Source organism: Pseudomonas gorinensis (assembly GCF_042015035.1).
Taxonomy (GTDB): Bacteria; Pseudomonadota; Gammaproteobacteria; order Pseudomonadales; family Pseudomonadaceae; genus Aquipseudomonas; species Aquipseudomonas gorinensis.
Window position 1 is genome coordinate 6,859,643 of sequence record NZ_CP167125.1, and the last position, 18,684, is coordinate 6,878,326.

Below are 18,684 nucleotides of genomic sequence, written 5' to 3' on the forward strand. Positions count from 1 at the left end.
GCCACCGTTACAGTGTTCCTCCTTAACTGACTGGCATTAGGGCAAGCCCCCTCTTCACATGGCTCAGGCCAACCCAGACTCCACCAGCAGCGCCTCAAGCCCCATCAAGTCCGGCACCTTCGCCACATGTTCTCCTACCTGCACCGCTGCCAGTTCCAATGGGCACAGCGGCACGTCCACATAGCTCAATTCGCTATCGAGCTTGTACGACCGCGGAATCCCCTGGATCACCAGCGCAATAAACTTCAACGTCGGCCGCCCGCCCAGCGCATTCAACACCACAATCCGCGAGCGTTCGCCCGTCACGCTCGCCTCGCCGCACACCGCTTCAAAGCTGATCAACGGTATTTGCCGATCCCGCCAGGTCACTTGCCGCAGATACCACGGCGGTGCATCACTGGCCGGTTCGCCACGCTGGAAGTCGATCAGCTCGGCAATGGCGACGTTAGGCAGCACCAGGTGGCGGTCGGCCAGGGGCAACAGCAGGCCGGTGAGTTGGCTGGTGCGGTGGTCAAGCATGGGACTTGCTCCAATAGGCAATGCTTTCCAGCAGCACCGACTCCTGGTAAGGCTTGCCCAGGTAATCGTTGACGCCGATGGCCATGGCGCGGTCGCGGTGTTTTTGGCCGGTGCGGGAGGTGATCATGATGATCGGCAGGCGCATCAGCCGAGGGTCGTTGCGCACCTGGATAGCCACTTCGAAACCATCCATGCGCGGCATTTCGATGTCGAGCAGCATCAGGTCCGGGGTGTGTTCTTCGAGCACGGCAAGGGCGTCGATACCGTCCTTGGCGGTGAGGACGTTCATGCCGTTACGCTCCAGCAGGCGGCTGGTCACTTTGCGCACGGTGACCGAATCGTCCACCACCAGCACCAGCAGCGGCCGCTTTTTCAGCGGATCGTTGAGGATCAGGGGCGCATCGACTGCCTGGGCCGGCAAGGCCGGTTGCCGGGCGCGAATATGCGCCAGCAAGTCAATGATCAGCACCACGCGGCCATCAGCGAGAATGGTCGCCCCGGAGACGCCCTTCACCCCCGCGAATTGCGGCCCCAGGCCCTTGACCACGATCTCCCGGGTCCCGGCCATGGCATCCACATGCACCGCCACGTGCCGCTCATTGCATTGCACCAACAGCACCGGCACCGGCTGGTACTGGCCCAGCAGTTTCGGGCGGCTGACGGTGTGCAGCAGATCACCGAGGTAGAACAGTTCATACCGCTGGCCGGCGTACTCATAACGCGGCGGGTCTTGCTGGTAGTGCCCGGCCAACTCGTGGGGCAGCACGCGCACCAGGCCTTCGATGGTGTTGAGCGGGATCGCGTATTGGTCATCCGCGCACTGCACCATCAGCGCCCGGTTGACCGACACGGTGAACGGCAGGCGAATACGAAAATGCACGCCCGCGCCCGGTGTCGAGTCGATGAACATCGAACCGCCGAGCTGGCGCACTTCTTCATGCACCACATCCATGCCTACGCCGCGCCCGGAAATCTGCGTGATCTTTTCTGCCGTGGAGAAGCCCGGTTGCAGGATGAACTGCAACACGTCGCGGTCACTCATTTCTTGGTTGGGGTCGAGCAAACCGCGCTTGATCGCCTTGCGCCGCACCGCTTCCAGGGGCACGCCGGCGCCGTCGTCGCGCATGTCGAAGACGATATCGCCGCCTTCGTGGGTCAGGTCCAGGGTGATGCGCCCCTTCTCCGGTTTACCCGCCAACAACCGCGCATCGCGGGATTCCAGGCCATGGTCGACGGCGTTGCGCAGCATATGTTCCAACGGTGCCACCATGCGTTCCAGCACATTGCGGTCCATCTCGCCCTCGGCATTGCCGACCACAAACTCCACGTCCTTGCCCAACTCGCCGGCCACCTGGCGCACGATGCGCTTGAGGCGCGGCAGCATGCGTTCGAACGGCACCATGCGCGTACGCATCAAGCCTTCCTGCAACTCGGTGTTGATGCGGGCCTGTTGCTGCAACAGCTGTTGCGCATCCTGGTTACGGCGCTCGAGGGTTTCCTTGAGGTCCACCAGGTCGGAAGCCGATTCGAACAGCGCACGGGAGAGCTGCTGCAACTGCGAATGGCGGTCCATTTCCAGCGGGTCGAATTCTTCATAGCCCAGGCGCTCGGCCTCGGCCTGCTGGCGACTGAGGATGCGCCCCTGGGTTTCAGTGTCGAGCCGGCGCAGTTGGTCACGCATGCGCTCGATGGTGGTTTCCATTTCGTTGAGGGCGATCTGTGCGTCGCTGACCTGCTGCTCGATGCGGCCACGGAAGATCGACGTTTCGCCGGCCAGGTTGACCAGGTCATCCAGCAAGTCAGCGGAAACCTTCACCATGTCGGCGGCCGGGTCAACCGCCGCTTCGGCCTTGCTCGCCGGCAAGGCCACCGGGGCTACCGGCTCTACGCCGGGGTGTACCAGGCTTTTGATGCGCTCGATCAGCTTGTCCACCGGGCCGACCGGCACGCCATCGGCCACTGCATCGATCATCTGCGCCAGGCGGTCATGGCAGCCTTGCAACAGCGCGAAGAGTTCAGGGGACGGGCCGAGCAAGCCGGCGGACAGGCCTTCGTAGAGAAACTCCAGCTCATGGGCCAGGTCGCCAATCGGGCCGATCTCGACCATGCGCGCGCCGCCCTTGAGGGTGTGCAGGTCGCGCAGCAGGGTTTCCACTTCCTGGCGATTGTTCGGCTCAGCCTGCCAGCGCAGCAATGCGCTGCCTGAACTATCAAGAATGTCGGCGGCCTCTTCGAGGAAAATATCCAGCAGTTCAGGATCCGCAGCCGCGCCTTGCGGTGCCGCGGTCGGCGCGGCAGGCGTGCTGCTCTGGCGAAACTCGCGCAGACGCGCGATCAGCTCGCCGGAGTCGCTCAGGGGTTGGTGGTGTTGCAGTTCTTCAAGTTGCAACGCCAGCCGTTCGTGACTGGCCATCAGCACCTGGGACAGCTCGGTGGAGTAGCTGTAGCGGCGGTCCGCCAAGCCTTCGTAAAGACACTCCAGCTCATGGGCCAGGTCGCCCACCGGGCCGATTTCGGCCATGCGCGCCCCACCCTTGAGGGTGTGCAAATCTCGATGCAACGACGACAACGGTGCCACGCCATCAGGCTCCAGCAACCAGCGCTTGAGGGACTGCCCGGCGCTGTCGAGGATATCCACGGCCTCTTCGAGGAAGATCTCGACAATCTCATCGTCCGGTACCGCTTCCTGGTGCAGCCGCGCCGTGGCGGCCCCCAGTTCGGCGATGTTCAGGGCTCGGCTGCCGTCACTTTTGATCAGGCCGGTGGCAGAGGGGTCGAGGGCATCATCGAGCAGCTCGCGCAGGGCCTGTAACGGTGCCGGCACCGGGCTGATCTCCTGGCCGGCGGCCAGTTGGTCGAGCATATTGATCAGCGCTTCATGGGCCTGTTCGGCTTCCTGGAAAAACCGCTCGCTGACCGCCAGGCTGCTCTCTTCCACAGCGCCATACAGGTCGAGCAAGGCTTCGCAGAGTTCGTCGATGGGGTGCAGGTCGGCGACGTGCGCGCCCTCCCCCAGGGTGGTCAATTCATCCAGCAATGCGGTGAGTTCCTGGCGCTCGCCGGGGTGTTGTTGCCAGCGGCGCAGCAGGCTTTCGGCGTCGAGCAGGATATCCATGCCCTGGGCCAGGAAGTCAGCGATCAGTTGTGGATCGCGCTTGATGCGCAGGCCGGTGCTGGGGGCGTCGAGCAGGGCTTCGAGCTGACGATCAAGCAGGCTCTGTGTGCGGTTGATCAGGTCCGCCGCGCCTTTGATCGGCACCAAGGGGTCGCTGTCCAGTTGCCGCAGCCCGCGTTGGAACAGGTCCTCGGCTTCCAGCAGCAACTCCACTTCATCCAGGTCCAACGGCAGGCGGTGAGCCTTGTACTCGCGGGTCAGGTGATCGAGTGGGCGCGCCAGTTCGGCGATCGGCAGCACGCCGGCCATGTAGGCGCTGCCCTTGAGCGTGTGCAGGGCGCGTTGCAGTTCATCGCTGACTTGCAGCGGCACATGCTCGGCGGCTTGTTGCAGGAAGTGATTGAGGCTGTCGAGGTGGGTCTGGGCCTCGTTGCGGAAAATCTCCAGCAACATCGGGTCATGGGCTTCGACGGCCGAGGCTTCAACCCCGCTGGCCAAGGCGTGGGCACGCGCGGCCAGGGTGTCGACCTCCTTGCGCTGGCGCTGGGCACCGGCGGCGAAGTCGGCGATCAGTTCCGGCAGCAGGGCGACCGCTTCATCCAGTACCTGTTGCACCTCGGGGCCGGGAGCCACGCTGCGCTCAAGCACGCGGTTAAGCAGGTTTTCCACGGCCCAGGCCAGCTCCGCCAGCACCAGGGCGCGGACCATACGGCCGCTGCCCTTCAAGGTGTGGAAGGCACGGCGCATTTCGCCGAGGGCAGTTCTATCGGCACCGCTCGGCAGGTTGCGATGCAGCAGCTCAAGGACTTCTTCGGTTTCTTCGAGGAAGACGTCGCGCAGCTCCTCGTCAATCGGCTCTTCACCGGCCGGTGGCGGCAGCAGGCTACCGGGGCGTTGCTGGGCCGGCGGGTTCAGCCGCGAGGTGGGGCTGGCCAGGGCGTCGAATTGCGATTGGCTCGGTGAGGTCTCGGCCGACAATGCGCCCTCCGGCGCCACCAATGCCTGGCGCCAGGGTTTTTCCGCAGGCAGGTAACCCAGCGCCTCCAGGCTACGGGTGGCCAGCTCCAGCACGCGTTCGCCGGCGGCATCGGGGTCTTGGAGCATGCGTTCCAGGTAGTACTCCAGGCCGCTGATCACGTCGGCAAACTGCCCCAGCTGCGCCTCGGAGGGCACGGCGTCGTTGATCATCAGTTGTTCATCGACGTAAACGCTGCAACCACGCATCAGGCTCGCCGCCCGTGGCAATGGGATCATCGCCAGGGCGCCGCGCACCTGGCTCAACAGTTCCGGCAAGGACTCCAGGCGCTGGCGCTGCCAATCGGCTTCGATGCAATCGATCACCAGCTCCTTGGCTTGTTGCAGGCACTGGCAGCACTCGCGGATCACCAGTTGGTGAATCTGGGTCAGGTCAGTGGTGGGCAGGCGGCTTTCTTCGCGGCTGTCCGGCTCGACGGTGCCGGCCATCCCCGCCAGCGTGGCTTCGACGTAGAGCAAGGCGCCGGCGACGTCCATCAGCACCGCATCGTTAGGTTCGCGCTGGCCCTGGGCCAGGCTCAGCACGACGGCAAGCTGGTCGATGATGACTTTACGCGGCTGACCAAACCCAAGCACCGCCAGGGTATCGGCGATCTGCCGCAGCGGCGCCAGCAGCGCCTCAAGGTCACGGGTGTGCTGACGGTCGCTGCGCACGAACAGGTCGAGACGCTCCTTGACCCGCACCAACTCCTCACACAAGGCACCGAGCACCGAGCCCATGGCATTGCGATCCGGCCCCGCCATGCGTGCGCGCTCGGCATCGACCAGGGCGCTGTCGGGCAAGGCTTCATCCAGGCCGTAGCGTTCTTTCAGGCTTTGCATACGCGGTGTCGGCCGGGTGACTTTGGCGACGTAGAACAACAGGCTCTTGAGCAGTTCGTCCGGCGCCGCCTGGTTGATACCGCCAATGCCCTGGGCCAGCAGGCGCTTGAGTTGTTTGTCGCTGGCCTTGAGCAGGCTGCGCAGCGCCGGGCTGTTGGCGATCACGCCGGTGAGCATGCCCTCGACCAGCGCCGAGGTGACTTGCCACAGCGGCAACAGCGGCGCGCCCTGGCACAATGCTTCGAGCCGCGCGAACACCCGCGCCATGTCTTCCAGGTTGCTCGGGCCATGGTCTTCGCGCAGCAGGCCGGCCAGGGCTTGTTGCAGCAGGTGGTGCCACTGGCGCAGTTGTTCGGTCAGGTCCGGCGGCGCACGTTGGGCCAGTACTTCATCGGGCAAGGACGCAATCGACAGCAGTTGCGGGCTGAACAGGCTGGTCTCCGACAACAGGCTTTCGCCGCGCGCACTGCGCAGGTCGTTGAGCAGCGGCAACACCACCAGGGGCAGGTCGCGGCGCGCGCTGTGGATACGGTCAAGGTACAGCGGCAATTGGCCCAGGGCCTGTTGCAGCAGGCGGATACTTTCTTCCCACTGGCTGACATGCCCGGTCTGGAGCGCCAGGGCCAGCTGTTCGATTTCTTCGGCGAGCAGGGCCGCGCCGTAGAACTCGACCATCTGCAGGGCACCGTGCACCTGGTGGATACCGGCCAGGCACTGGCTGATCACATCGCCGTCATGGGTTTCGACAAACGCGTCCAGCGCCGAACGGGCCTGTTTCAGGGTTTCGGCAATGTCGCCCTTGACCCATTCGAGGGCCACGTAGTCGTGCCGATCAACCATAACTGCTCCGCTTAGAATTCATGGGTTGCTGGTAGTGCGAGATCTCCAGACAGATGGAGATCAAATGTGGGAGGAGCGGTGCGACGATTCGACTTGCCTCCGATGGCGGTGTATCAGTCAGCAAGTGTGTTAACTGACCCACCGCTATCGGGGGCAAGTCGAATCGTCGCACCGCCCCTCCCACACTTGGATCGCATTTCAATCATCTGCCTGCTTGGCCACAGGCAAGGTGAAACCCGACACCGACCTGCGCAACTGGCTGGCCATCTTCGCCAAATTGCCGATGCTTTCGGCGGTGGCGGTGGACCCCGAGGACGTCTGAGTAGTGATCTGCTGGATCACGTTCATGGTCAGGGAGATCTGCCCCGCCGACGACGTCTGTTGCTGCGCCGCATTGGAGATGCTCTGGATCAGCGCCGCCAGGGTTTTCGACACGCCTTCGATCTCTTCCAGCGCGACGCCAGCGTCCTGGGCCAGCCGCGCGCCACGCACCACTTCGGTGGTGGTCTGCTCCATGGAGATCACGGCTTCGTTGGTGTCGGTCTGGATCGCTCGCACCAGGGTTTCGATTTGCCGGGTGGCCGCCGACGAGCGCTCGGCCAGGCGCTGCACTTCGTCGGCCACCACCGCAAAGCCGCGCCCGGCATCCCCGGCCATGCTCGCCTGGATCGCCGCGTTGAGGGCAAGGATGTTGGTCTGGTCGGCGATGTCGTCGATCAGGCTGACGATGTCGCCAATCTCCTGGGACGACTCGCCCAGGCGCTTGATGCGCTTGGCGGTGTCCTGGATCTGCTCGCGAATGTTGTCCATGCCGTGGATGGTGTTGTGCACCACCTCGTTGCCCTTGTTGGCGATTTCCACCGAACGTTCCGCCACCGCCGAGGACTCAGCGGCGTTGGCCGACACCTGGTCGATGGACTGGGCCATCTGTTCGATTGCGGTGGAGGCTTCGGCGATCTGCTGGGCTTGATGCTCAGAGGCTTGCGCCAGATGCATGGCCGTGGCCTGGGTCTCCTGCACCGCACCGGCAACCTGCCCGGCGGTGAGGTTGATGGTGGCGACCAGGTCACGCAGTTGGTCCACGGAGTAATTGATGGAATCGGCGATGGTGCCGGTGAAATCTTCGGTCACCGAGGCGGTGACGGTGAGGTCGCCATCGGCGAGGTCTTCGATTTCATCCAGCAGGCGCATGATCGCGTTCTGGTTGCGCTCGTTCTTCTCGGCGGTTTCATGCAGTTGGCGGTTGGTCTCGCGCACCATCACCAGGCCGATCAGGATGATCGACGCCAGCGCCAGCAGGCCCAGCACATAACCACCAATGGTGTCGAAGCTGCGTCCGCTGGCCAGGTTTTCAAAGCCGGTGGCCAGGTGCGAGGCTTCATCGAGCAGGGTTTGCGAGAGGTTGAAGATATTGCTCGCCGAGGCGCGCACTTGGAACAACTGCGGCGAGGTCTCGAGGATTTCATCCACGGAGCCGGAAACAAACTCGAACAGCTCGGCAATTTCTGCCAGCCGCGCACGGGCATCACGGTCTTCAACCTGGGTGATACGCAGGCCAGGGTTGCCATTGAGCATGCCATTAAGGACTTGGCCGAAGCGGTTGGCATCGCGGCCAAAGGCATCGGCGGCCTGCACGGCGGTTTCATCGCCGGCGAGCACAGTGTTGACCGCACCGAGGATGCGTTCGGCCAGTAGCGACTGGCGCTGGGCCACGGCCACCTGGCTGGCGGGGGCGCCGCGTTGCAGGAGGATGTCGACGACCTTTTCCGATTCCATCTGTAATTGCGGCACGGTTTCGGCCAGGGTCGCGGCCACTTGGTGCAGGGACAGCACCGTTTGTTCGCTGGCCAGGATGACGTCGGTGTTTTTCAACAACGCTTCCCAGTCGGTCTGCACTGCGCGCATTTCGGTGCGCACCGCGCTGGGCGCCGCCGGCAGGCCGGTTTCCGGGTCGCCTTTCTTCAGGTACCCCCAGCGCTGGGCAAAATCATTGCGGGCCTCCCCCAGCAGCTTGAACGCGGCGGCCTTGCCGGCGGCGGCTTCCGTGGCGTTCTTGGCGATACGCTGGGACAGCACGCGCAACTCACCGGCGTGGCCGATGTACTGCTTATCGTAGGTAGATTGGGTATTGAGGTAGGCGAAGTTGGCGAACAACAACATGATGAACACGATCAGCGCGATAAACAGCACGATGATCTGGGAGCGGCTACGCGAGCCGGCCTGGGGTTTAGGCGTGGTGACAGTGGTCATGCGGCAACATCCATGAAGCCTGGGGCCTGGGCCAGGGCGAAGGGGCTGAAGACCTGCCACAGCGGGTCGCCATCAAACTGGCCTTGGATAAACGGCGCGCCTGGGGCGGCGTGTGCCTGCAACGCGTCTTGTGCGAAATGCTGCATACCCACCACCTCATCCACCAGCAGCCCGACAAATATGTCCTGGTACTCCACCACCAACACCCGCCGCTGCTTGCGCGCCTTGGACAACGCATGGCCGAGGAAGCCGCCGAGGTCCATCACCGGTAACAGGCGCCCACGCAGGTTAGCCACGCCCTTGATCCAGGTCTTGACCCCGGGCATTAACGTGCAGCGAGGCTCATGCAGCACTTCGGCCACTTCGCCCATGGGCGCCACATACCAATGCTCGCCCAGGCGAAAACCGATGCCGCTCCAGCTGTGCAGGCGGGCTTCCTGGGATGGCAGGTCAGCGGCCAACAGGCGGCAGCGGCGATCGATGTCCAGCAGCAACTCGAAGGCGGTTTGCGACTCGGTCATGATGGCGTGCCGTCAGCCGGCCAACACCTTGTTCAGTGTGGCGATCAGGGTTTCTTCATCCACCGGCTTGGTCAGGTAGTCCTTGGCGCCTTGGCGCGCGCCCCAGATCTTGTCGGTCTCCTGGTCCTTGGTGGTGATGATGATGATCGGAATACCGTTGGTTTCCGGCTCCTTGGACAGCTGGCGGGTCGCCTGGAAACCATTGAGGCCCGGCATCACGATGTCCATCAGGACCGCGTCGGGCTTTTCCTGGCGAGCCAGGGCCACACCGTCTGCGCCGTTTTCGGCCTTGAGGACCTGGTGGCCGTGCTTTTCCAGCATACCGGTCAGTTTGTACATTTCAGTCGGCGAATCGTCGACGATCAGAACGCGTGCCATGGTTTTCCCCACTACATTGGTCGGCGCCAGCCCTTGTGAGGTGACGTCAGTGTGCTTGTTCTACTGCGGCGAACCCAGGCACGTAGGCCTTGATCGCGCCCAGCAGTTCTTCCTTGCTGAAAGGCTTGGTCAAAAACTGATCAACTCCGACGATGCGCCCCTTGGCCTTGTCGAACAGGCCGTCCTTGGAGGAGAGCATGATCACCGGGATCGACTTGAACGCCGGGTTGTTCTTCACCAGGGCGCAGGTCTGATAGCCATCCAGGCGCGGCATCATGATGTCGACAAAGATAATGTGCGGGTGATGATCCACAATCCGAGCCAGGGCATCGAAACCGTCGATGGCCGTGATGACATCGCATCCCACATTCTTCAACAAGGTTTCGGCGGTGCGGCGGATCGTTTTCGAATCGTCGATCACCATCACTCTCAAGGCGTTGGAATGCTGTTCCATATCTGCTCTACCATCGCCACAGCGAATCGGTTTTCGGTGTGTACTGCCTGATGTTGCACAGGATGAGCGCCGCAAGCCTTGGAATTCAAGGGCTGCTGCGCCGTGGCAGTCTTTTTAGCACAGTCTCCGGGCGCAATCTATCGAGCAGCCTGCCAGGTGGTTTTTCCTTGACCCACAACAGCCGCAGCGCCACTCTGACGCCACTTTTATATGCCCTAATTTGCTAGAGGAAATCCCCCATGAGCGTTCGCGTCGGCATTGTCATGGACCCTATCGCCAGCATTTCCTATAAAAAGGACAGTTCGCTGGCCATGCTCCTGGCTGCCCAGGCCCGCGGCTGGAGCCTGTTCTATATGGAGCAGGGCGATCTGTATCAGGGCGACGGCGTGGCCCGCGCGCGCATGCGTCCGCTGCAAGTGTTCGCCAACCCTGATAGGTGGTTCGAGCTGCATGACGAAATCGATAGCCCCCTGAGCGACCTGGACGTGATCCTGATGCGCAAGGACCCGCCCTTCAATATGGAATTCGTCTATTCCACCTACCTGCTGGAGCAGGCCGAGCGCGCCGGCGTACTGATCGTCAACAAGCCGCAGAGCCTGCGCGACTGCAACGAAAAGCTGTTCGCCACGCTGTTCCCGCAGTGCACCCCGCCCACCGTCGTCAGCCGCCGCGCCGATGTGCTGCGTGAATTTGCCGACAAGCACGGTGATGTGATCTTCAAGCCGCTGGATGGCATGGGCGGCACGTCGATCTTCCGCCACAGCGCCGGCCACCCGAACCTGTCGGTGATTCTGGAAACCCTGACCGACCTGGGCACCCAGCAGATCATGGGCCAGGCCTACCTGCCCGCGATCAAGGATGGCGACAAGCGCATCCTGATGATCGACGGCGAGCCGGTCGATTACTGCCTGGCGCGTATCCCGGCGGCCGGCGAGACTCGCGGCAACCTGGCGGCCGGTGGTCGCGGTGAAGCGCGACCGTTGTCGGACAAGGATCGCTGGATCGCTTCCCAGGTCGGCCCGACTCTGCGGGAAAAGGGCCTGCTGTTTGTAGGCCTAGACGTAATTGGTGAAAACCTCACCGAAATCAACGTCACCAGCCCAACCTGTATCCGCGAGATTGATAACGCATTTGGCACGAACATCGGCGAAATGTTGATGGCAGCGATTGAACGCAAGCTACAAGCCAAGTGACATAGAACAGCCGGACACCAACCAACATTGCGTTATCATGCGCCACCTGTGAAACGCGCGATGTTGGTTTTCTTGTCATGACACTCCCGTCCGAACTGCCCCCCGAACTCTCCCAACGCGGCGTGCGCCCGGCTGATCGGCTCGGATTTACCCTGTTTCTCGCGGCGTTGATCCACCTGGCCCTGATCCTGGGCGTGGGTTTCACCATGGTCGAGCCCAAGCAGATCAGTAAAACCCTGGAAATCACCCTCGCCACGTTCAAGAGCGAAAAGAAGCCCGAGAAGGCAGACTTTCTCGCCCAGGACAACCAGCAAGGCAGCGGCACCCTCGACAAGAAAGCCGTGCCGAAGACCACCGAGTTGGCGCCGTTCCAGGACAACCAGGTCAACAAAGTCACGCCGCCCCCGGCCCCCAAGCCCGAGGTCAAGCAGGCCGCGCCCAAGGCTGCCGTGACCACCGTCGCGCCAAAACCGCAGAAGGCTCCGACCCAACGCGAGAAAACCAAGACCGAGCCGCAGCCCGAACCGGTGAAACCGGCGCCCACCTTTGACAGCTCGCAACTCTCCGACCAGATTTCCAGCCTCGAAGCCGAACTGGCCAACGAACAACAGCTGTACGCCAAGCGCCCGCGCATCTACCGCCTGAACGCGGCCTCCACCATGCGCGACAAAGGTGCCTGGTATAAGGACGAATGGCGCAAGAAGGTCGAGCGCATCGGTAACCTCAATTACCCGGATGAAGCCCGGCGCCAGCAGATTTATGGCAATTTGCGCTTATTGGTGTCGATCAACCGCGACGGAACGTTATATGAGGTCCAGGTGCTGGAGTCGTCCGGCCAGCCGCTGCTGGACCAGGCCGCCCAGCGCATCGTGCGCCTGGCTGCGCCCTTTGCCCCGTTTACCGGGGACCTGAACGACGTCGACCGCCTGGAAATTATCCGCACCTGGAAGTTTGCCAAGGGCGATCGCCTCTCCAGCAACTGATAACACCCACCCTGCGGCGGGCTTGCCACAACAGGCAACTCCAGCTTGTCAGTTCGCCGCTCCAACGCCACACTAGCGGACATGAAAAATGTCGACCCGACCTACCTCAAGCACCAATTCCTGATCGCCATGCCCCATATGGCCGACCCGAACTTTGCGCAGACCTTGACCTACATCGTCGAGCACACGGCCAATGGTGCCATGGGGCTGGTGGTGAATCGCCCGCAAGAGCTCAACCTGGCCGATATCCTTGAGCAACTGCGCCCGGAGGTCGACCCACCGGCCCGCTGCCAAGGCGTGCCGATCTATACTGGCGGGCCGGTGCAGACCGATCGCGGCTTTGTATTGCACCCGAGCGGGCCGAAGTTCCAGGCCACGGTAGACCTTGATGGGCTGTCGCTGTCGACGTCCCAGGACGTGCTGTTTGCCATTGCCGATGGCGTCGGCCCCGAGCAGAGCCTGATCACCCTCGGCTACGCCGGCTGGGAAGCCGGGCAACTGGAAGCCGAACTGGCCAGTAACGCCTGGCTGACCTGCCCGTACGACGCCGACATCCTGTTCAACACCGCCAGTGAGCTGCGCCTGGAAGCTGCCGCCGCCAAGCTGCGGGTCAACCTCAGCCTGCTCACCAGCCAGGCGGGGCACGCCTGATGGCCTTGCGTCTGATCCTCGGTTTTGACTACGGCACCAAACAGATCGGCGTTGCGGTCGGCCAGGTGATCACCGGCCAGGCCCGCGAGCTGTGCACCTTGAAAGCCCAGAATGGGGTGCCGGACTGGAACCAGGTCGAAGCCCTGATCAAGGAATGGAAACCCGACGCCGTCGTGGTTGGCCTGCCTTTGAACATGGACGGCACCCCCAGCGACATGTGCCTGCGCGCCGAGAAGTTCGCCCGCCGTCTTAACGGCCGCTACAACCTGCCTTTCTATACCCACGATGAACGCCTGACCACTTTCGAAGCCAAGGGTGAGCGACGTGACCGTGGCGGGCAAAAAGGCAGCTACCGCGACAACCCCGTGGACGCCATCGCCGCCGCCTTGCTGTTGCAGGGCTGGCTGGATGAAAACACCGCTTTATTTGAATCCTGACTGACGCGGCTTGCCGCGTCTTTTTACGTTTGAGCCCGGACCGTGCAGGCACCCCCGCCACGCAGGGCCTTGAAGGAGCCACCATGAGCCTGCCCAATCCCGCCGACCTGATCAGCCAGATGGCGATACGCCTCAAGGCCCATCTGGAACACCGTGCCATCAGCGAACCGCGCTTTATCGGCATTCGCACCGGCGGCGTATGGGTCGCCCAGGCACTGTTGAAGGAACTGGGCAGCGATTCGCCACTGGGCACCCTGGACGTGTCCTTCTACCGCGACGACTTCAGCCAGAACGGCCTGCACCCGCAGGTGCGTCCCTCGGCGCTGCCGTTCGAGATCGAAGGCCAGCATCTGGTGCTGATCGATGACGTACTGATGAGCGGCCGTACCATTCGCGCCGCCCTGAACGAACTGTTCGACTATGGCCGCCCGGCCAGTGTGACCCTGGTCTGCCTGCTCGACCTGGACGCCGGCGAATTGCCGATCAGCCCCGATGTGGTCGGCGCCACCCTGTCGCTTTCAGCCCACCAGCGGGTAAAATTGTCCGGTCCCACGCCGCTCGAACTCGAACTGCAAGACCTTGCCCTTTAAACCGCCTTGTAAAGAGTCCCCGCGATGACGCCTCTCGATGCCAAGCGCCCGCTGCAGCTCAATGCTCAGGGCCAGTTGCAACATTTCTTGTCCCTAGACGGTTTGCCCCGCGAACTGCTCACCGAAATCCTCGACACCGCCGACTCGTTCCTCGAGGTCGGTGGCCGCGCGGTGAAGAAGGTCCCGCTGCTACGCGGCAAGACCATCTGCAATGTGTTCTTCGAGAACTCCACCCGCACCCGCACCACCTTTGAACTGGCGGCCCAGCGACTGTCGGCCGACGTGATCACGTTGAACGTGTCCACCTCGTCGGCGAGCAAGGGCGAGACCCTGCTCGACACCCTGCGCAACCTGGAAGCCATGGCCGCCGATATGTTCGTCGTGCGCCACGGCGACTCCGGTGCCGCGCACTTCATCGCCGAACACGTGTGCCCGCAGGTAGCGATCATCAACGGTGGTGACGGCCGTCACGCCCACCCGACCCAGGGCATGCTCGACATGCTCACCATCCGTCGGCACAAGGGCAGCTTTGAAAACCTCTCGGTAGCCATCGTCGGCGACATCCTGCACTCGCGGGTGGCGCGCTCGAACATGCTGGCCCTGAAGACCCTGGGTTGCCCGGATATCCGCGTGATCGCGCCGAAAACCCTGCTGCCCGTGGGTATCGAGCAATATGGCGTGAAGGTCTACACCGACATGACCACCGGCCTCAAGGATGTGGACGTGGTGATCATGCTGCGCCTGCAACGCGAGCGCATGGCCGGTGGCCTGCTGCCCAGCGAAGGCGAGTTCTACCGCCTGTTCGGCTTGACCACCGCACGCCTGGCCGGCGCCAAGCCCGATGCGATCGTGATGCACCCGGGGCCGATCAACCGAGGGGTGGAGATTGAGTCGGCGGTGGCCGACGGTAACCAGTCGGTGATTCTCAACCAGGTCACCTATGGCATCGCCGTGCGCATGGCGGTGTTGTCCATGGCCATGAGCGGGCAAACCGCGCAACGTCAATTCGAGCAGGAGAAGGCCCAGTGAAGCTCAGCATTCTCGGCGCCCGAGTCATCGATCCAGCCAGTGGCCTGGATCAAGTTACCGATCTTCATCTGGAAGCCGGCAAGATCATCGCCATCGGTGCGGCGCCCAGCGGGTTCACCGCGGTCGAGACCATCGATGCCAAAGGCTTGGTGGCCGCGCCTGGCCTGGTTGACCTGAACGTCGCCCTGCGCGAGCCGGGTTACAGCCGCAAGGGCAACATTACCAGCGAAACCCGCGCCGCCGCTGCCGGTGGCGTGACCAGCCTGTGTTGCCCGCCGCACACCAAGCCGGTACTGGACACCTCGGCCGTGACCGAACTGATCCTCGACCGCGCCCGTGAGGCCGGTAATTGCAAAGTGTTTCCCATCGGCGCCCTGAGCAAGGGCCTGGAAGGTGAACAACTCGCCGAGCTGATCGCCCTGCGTGACGCCGGTTGCGTGGCCTTCGGCAACGGGCTGGAGAGTTTTCGCAGCACTCGCACCTTGTGCCGCGCCCTGGAATACGCAGCGACCTTCGACCTGACCGTTATTTTCCACTCCCAGGACCGCGACCTGGCCGAAGGTGGACTGGCCCATGAGGGCGCCGTCGCCAGCTTCCTCGGCCTGCCGGGCATTCCGGAAACCGCTGAAACCGTCGCCCTGGCCCGCGACCTATTGCTGGTGGAGCAAAGCGGTGTACGCGCGCACTTCAGCCAGCTGACCAGTGCTCGCGGCGTCGCCCTGATCGCCCAGGCCCAGGCCCGTGGCCTGCCAGTGACGGCGGATGTGGCGCTGTACCAGTTGATCCTGACGGACGAGGCGCTGATCGACTTCTCCAGCCTGTATCACGTGCAACCGCCGCTGCGTACCCGTGCCGACCGTGACGGTTTACGTGCCGCAGTGAAGTCTGGCGTGGTCTCGGCCATTTCCAGCCATCACCAACCCCACGAGCGCGATGCCAAGCTGGCGCCGTTTGGCGCAACAGAGCCGGGTATCAGCAGCGTAGAGTTGTTGCTGCCACTGGCGATGACCTTGGTGGAGGATGGCTTGCTGGACCTGCCGACACTGCTGGCACGCCTGAGCGCAGGTCCGGCCGAGGCCTTGCGCCTGCCGGCGGGCAAGTTGGCGGTAGGTGCTGCGGCAGACCTGGTGCTGTTTGATCCAGCCAGCTCGACGATTGCCGGCGAGCACTGGTTGTCCAAGGGTGAAAACTGCCCGTTCATCGGCCATAGCCTGCCGGCGACGGTGCGCTACACCCTGGTGGATGGGCGGATCAGCTACCAGGCCTGAAGCGGGCACGGTCAATGTGGGAGGCAAGCCCCCTCCCACATTGAGTTCGCTATAAGGTCTGAGAAATCAGCGCCCGCCTCTCAGCTCGGCATTGCGGATCGAAATCTGCGTATTCAACGTCCAGAAGTCATACAGCACCCCCACCAGGAACAAACCTCCGGTCAGCAGGTAGATCAGGCCGGTGATCCATTTGCCCTGGTACATCCGGTGCACACCGAATACCCCGAGAAACGTCAACAGAATCCACGCCACGTTGTATTCGATCGGCCCGGCGGTAAAACGCAGGTCGGCCTCACGGTCCATGGCCGGGATGAGGAACAGGTCGATCAGCCAGCCAATACCGAGCAAGCCGAAGGTGAAAAACCAGATCGTGCCGGTCACCGGCTTGCCGTAATAGAAGCGGTGCGAGCCGGTAAACCCGAAAATCCAGAGCAGGTAACCGATCACCTTGCTGTGGGTGTCTTGCTGCGAACCAAGCTGTTGATAGGTGTTCATGGAGTACCTCTTTTGCCTTGATAGATAAATTTTTTCACTTTATTTGTGACTTTTTTACGGGCGCCCGACGTACGGCCAATGGTATCTTCCCTCCCCTGAAAGCCTTATGCCACCTGACTTGTGTAGGACAATTGCGGCGATTCGTCGCGTTTTTCCTGGATTTGACCCCAAGGTTCAGTCGACAAACGGCCTGAGAACGACACAAAAAGCTGTTATAAAGTTGCGCGCAAACCCATAAGAGCCACGCCTAATGCGACCATTTTTCAAGACATGGCTAACCATTTGCCTATTAATGCCACTGGCCGCCCACGCCACCAATCGTGAGCAACGACTTCCTAACGTAAACGGTTTCACCCCTAAAGTTCACAGCACACCAAGCACGGCCAAATCAGCCAAGCCTACTGTCAGCCGCCCGACTCAACTGAGCAAGGCCCACGGCAAAACCACCCCAGGCCTGATGGCAGCCAACACCAAACAAAGCAGCACCGTCCTCAGCCGCGCCGTCAACGTGCTCGGTACTCCTTATCGTTGGGGCGGCAGCAGCCCAAGTAAAGGGTTCGACTGCAGCGGTTTGGTGAAATATGCGTTTAACGACGTAGCGGCCGTGGATTTGCCGCGCACCTCCAACGCCATGGCCGCCGGCCACGGGCAAAAGGTTGAGCGCAAGGATTTGAAACCGGGCGACCTGTTGTTCTTCAAACTCAAGAGCCGCAAGGTCAACCACGTTGCCATCTACCTGGGCAACGACCGCTTTATCCACGCACCACGCCGTGGCAAGTCGGTCAGCATCGACACCCTGAAAAAGCCGTTCTGGGACAAGAACTACGTGATTGCCAAGCGGGTTCTGCCAAAAGAGCAGAACACCTTGCGGGTAGTCCAACGCTGATCCAAAGCTGGAATGCAGTAATAAATGTGGGAGGGGGCTTGCCCCCGATAGCAGAGTGTCAGTCGACATCAAAGTGACTGATCCACCGCTATCGGGGGCAAGCCCCCTCCCACATTTGATTTGTACTGTCCACAAGCCCTCAGATATCCCCAGGTACCCTCGCCTTCTCCCGCGCCTCTTCCCGACTGATCACGCCTTCCGTGACCAACGCCTTCAAACTCATATCCAAGGTTTTCATCCCCAACGCTGCACCGGTCTGAATCGCCGAGACCATCTGCGCCACCTTGTCTTCGCGGATCAAGTTACGGATGGCTGGCGTGCCCAACATGATTTCATGGGCGGCCACCCGCCCACCGCCGAGCTTCTTGACCAACACCTGTGACACCACCGCTTGCAGCGACTCAGACAGCATGGTGCGGACCATGGCCTTTTCCCCCGCCGGGAACACGTCCACCAGCCTGTCCACGGTCTTTGCCGCCGAGGTGGTGTGCAGGGTGCCAAAGACCAGGTGGCCGGTCTCAGCGGCCGTCAGCGCCAGGCGAATGGTTTCCAGGTCGCGCAATTCGCCCACAAGGATCACATCCGGGTCTTCCCGCAGGGCCGAACGCAGGGCGGTGGAAAAACTGTGGGTGTCGCGGTGGACCTGACGCTGGTTGATCAGGGCCATTTTCGGCGTATGGATAAACTCGACAGGGTCTTCGAGGGTGAGGATGTGCTGGCGCCGATGCTGATTGAGGTAGTCGATCATCGCCGCCAGGGTGGTGGACTTGCCGGAGCCGGTGGGTCCGGTCACCAGTACCAGGCCGCGCGGCAACTGGGCAATACGCTGGAACACCTCCCCCAGGCCAAGGGCTTCCAAGCTCTGGACCTCGGCTGCAAGCGTGCGAAACACCGCCCCCATACCGCGCGCCTGCTGAAATACATTGACCCGGAACCGCGCCACACCGGGCAGTTCGAAGGCAAAATCCGTTTCAAGAGATGTTTCGAAATCCTTTTGTTGGTATTGGTTGAGCAAAGGGCTCAATAAGTTAGCCACTTGGGCAGGTGCCAGTACCGGCCAATCCAACGGCCATACCTCACCGTCCACCCGCAGCATCGGCGCCAGGCCAGCCGACAGATGCAGGTCGGAGGCGCCCTGGCGTACGCTGTGCGCCAGTAATTCAGTGATATCCATAGGGCTTTCCATTTCCAGTAGAATGCCGCGGACTCCATATCCAC

General features: G+C 62.4%; 16 protein-coding genes. 8 read left to right on the top strand and 8 right to left on the bottom strand.

Going from position 1 to position 18,684, the window contains the following annotated elements; all coding sequences use genetic code 11:
* Positions 1 to 63: 63 nt before the first annotated feature.
* The 6 genes from AB7933_RS31445 to pilG all read right to left on the bottom strand — a co-directional run bounded on the left by AB7933_RS31445 (position 64) and on the right by pilG (position 9,934).
* Positions 64 to 519, bottom strand: a complete 456-nt coding sequence (locus tag AB7933_RS31445) for a chemotaxis protein CheW (protein ID WP_010207210.1) — start codon at positions 517 to 519, stop codon at positions 64 to 66.
* Positions 512 to 6,331: an Hpt domain-containing protein gene (locus tag AB7933_RS31450; RefSeq protein ID WP_024077894.1), complete on the bottom strand. Its 5,820-nt coding sequence runs from the start codon at positions 6,329 to 6,331 to the stop codon at positions 512 to 514. Before AB7933_RS31450 ends, AB7933_RS31445 begins: the two co-directional genes overlap by 8 nt.
* Positions 6,332 to 6,529: 198 nt before the next feature.
* Positions 6,530 to 8,581 carry a methyl-accepting chemotaxis protein gene (locus tag AB7933_RS31455; RefSeq protein WP_024077895.1) on the bottom strand — a complete coding sequence of 684 codons (2,052 nt, stop codon included), beginning with the start codon at positions 8,579 to 8,581 and terminating at the stop codon, positions 6,530 to 6,532.
* Positions 8,578 to 9,102, bottom strand: a complete 525-nt coding sequence (locus AB7933_RS31460) for a chemotaxis protein CheW (RefSeq protein WP_024077896.1) — start codon at positions 9,100 to 9,102, stop codon at positions 8,578 to 8,580. The genes AB7933_RS31455 and AB7933_RS31460 overlap by 4 nt, the downstream gene beginning before the upstream one ends.
* Before the next feature lie 12 nt (positions 9,103 to 9,114).
* The gene (gene pilH / locus AB7933_RS31465) at positions 9,115 to 9,480 is read right to left on the bottom strand and encodes a twitching motility response regulator PilH (RefSeq protein WP_014720320.1); all 366 of its coding nucleotides are present in this window, start codon (positions 9,478 to 9,480) and stop codon (positions 9,115 to 9,117) included.
* 46 nt (positions 9,481 to 9,526) lie between these two features.
* On the bottom strand, positions 9,527 to 9,934 hold the full coding sequence (pilG, locus tag AB7933_RS31470) for a twitching motility response regulator PilG (RefSeq protein WP_010564379.1): 408 nt from the start codon (positions 9,932 to 9,934) through the stop codon (positions 9,527 to 9,529).
* Positions 9,935 to 10,173: 239 nt separating this feature from the next.
* Between pilG and gshB the strand changes: the two genes are divergently transcribed.
* From gshB to AB7933_RS31505, 7 genes are all read left to right on the top strand, one after another.
* The gene (gene gshB / locus AB7933_RS31475; RefSeq protein ID WP_024077897.1) at positions 10,174 to 11,127 is read left to right on the top strand and encodes a glutathione synthase; all 954 of its coding nucleotides are present in this window, start codon (positions 10,174 to 10,176) and stop codon (positions 11,125 to 11,127) included.
* A gap of 77 nt (positions 11,128 to 11,204) precedes the next feature.
* Entirely contained in the window at positions 11,205 to 12,110 is a 906-nt protein-coding gene (locus AB7933_RS31480) for a TonB family protein (RefSeq protein WP_024077898.1), read from the top strand.
* An 81-nt stretch (positions 12,111 to 12,191) separates the two neighbouring features.
* Positions 12,192 to 12,761: a YqgE/AlgH family protein gene (locus AB7933_RS31485; RefSeq protein ID WP_024077899.1), complete on the top strand. Its 570-nt coding sequence runs from the start codon at positions 12,192 to 12,194 to the stop codon at positions 12,759 to 12,761.
* A complete protein-coding gene (gene ruvX, locus AB7933_RS31490; RefSeq protein ID WP_003195067.1) occupies positions 12,761 to 13,198 on the top strand; it encodes a Holliday junction resolvase RuvX in 438 nt (145 codons plus the stop codon). Before AB7933_RS31485 ends, ruvX begins: the two co-directional genes overlap by 1 nt.
* A gap of 83 nt (positions 13,199 to 13,281) precedes the next feature.
* Positions 13,282 to 13,788: a bifunctional pyr operon transcriptional regulator/uracil phosphoribosyltransferase PyrR gene (gene pyrR / locus AB7933_RS31495; protein ID WP_024077900.1), complete on the top strand. Its 507-nt coding sequence runs from the start codon at positions 13,282 to 13,284 to the stop codon at positions 13,786 to 13,788.
* Positions 13,789 to 13,812: 24 nt separating this feature from the next.
* Positions 13,813 to 14,817, top strand: coding sequence for an aspartate carbamoyltransferase catalytic subunit (locus AB7933_RS31500; RefSeq protein ID WP_024077901.1), 1,005 nt, complete (start codon positions 13,813 to 13,815; stop codon positions 14,815 to 14,817).
* Complete coding sequence (locus AB7933_RS31505; RefSeq protein ID WP_024077902.1) at positions 14,814 to 16,085, top strand: dihydroorotase; 1,272 nt, start codon at positions 14,814 to 14,816, stop codon at positions 16,083 to 16,085. The genes AB7933_RS31500 and AB7933_RS31505 overlap by 4 nt, the downstream gene beginning before the upstream one ends.
* A 66-nt stretch (positions 16,086 to 16,151) precedes the next feature.
* On the opposite strand, the gene AB7933_RS31510 is transcribed toward AB7933_RS31505, so the two are convergent.
* Positions 16,152 to 16,580, bottom strand: a complete 429-nt coding sequence (locus AB7933_RS31510) for an NINE protein (protein ID WP_024077903.1) — start codon at positions 16,578 to 16,580, stop codon at positions 16,152 to 16,154.
* Between the two features lie 250 nt (positions 16,581 to 16,830).
* Between AB7933_RS31510 and AB7933_RS31515 the strand changes: the two genes are divergently transcribed.
* Positions 16,831 to 17,466, top strand: coding sequence for a C40 family peptidase (locus tag AB7933_RS31515; protein ID WP_024077904.1), 636 nt, complete (start codon positions 16,831 to 16,833; stop codon positions 17,464 to 17,466).
* 139 nt (positions 17,467 to 17,605) lie between these two features.
* On the opposite strand, the gene AB7933_RS31520 is transcribed toward AB7933_RS31515, so the two are convergent.
* Positions 17,606 to 18,640: a type IV pilus twitching motility protein PilT gene (locus tag AB7933_RS31520; RefSeq protein WP_024077905.1), complete on the bottom strand. Its 1,035-nt coding sequence runs from the start codon at positions 18,638 to 18,640 to the stop codon at positions 17,606 to 17,608.
* Positions 18,641 to 18,684 lie beyond the last annotated feature (44 nt).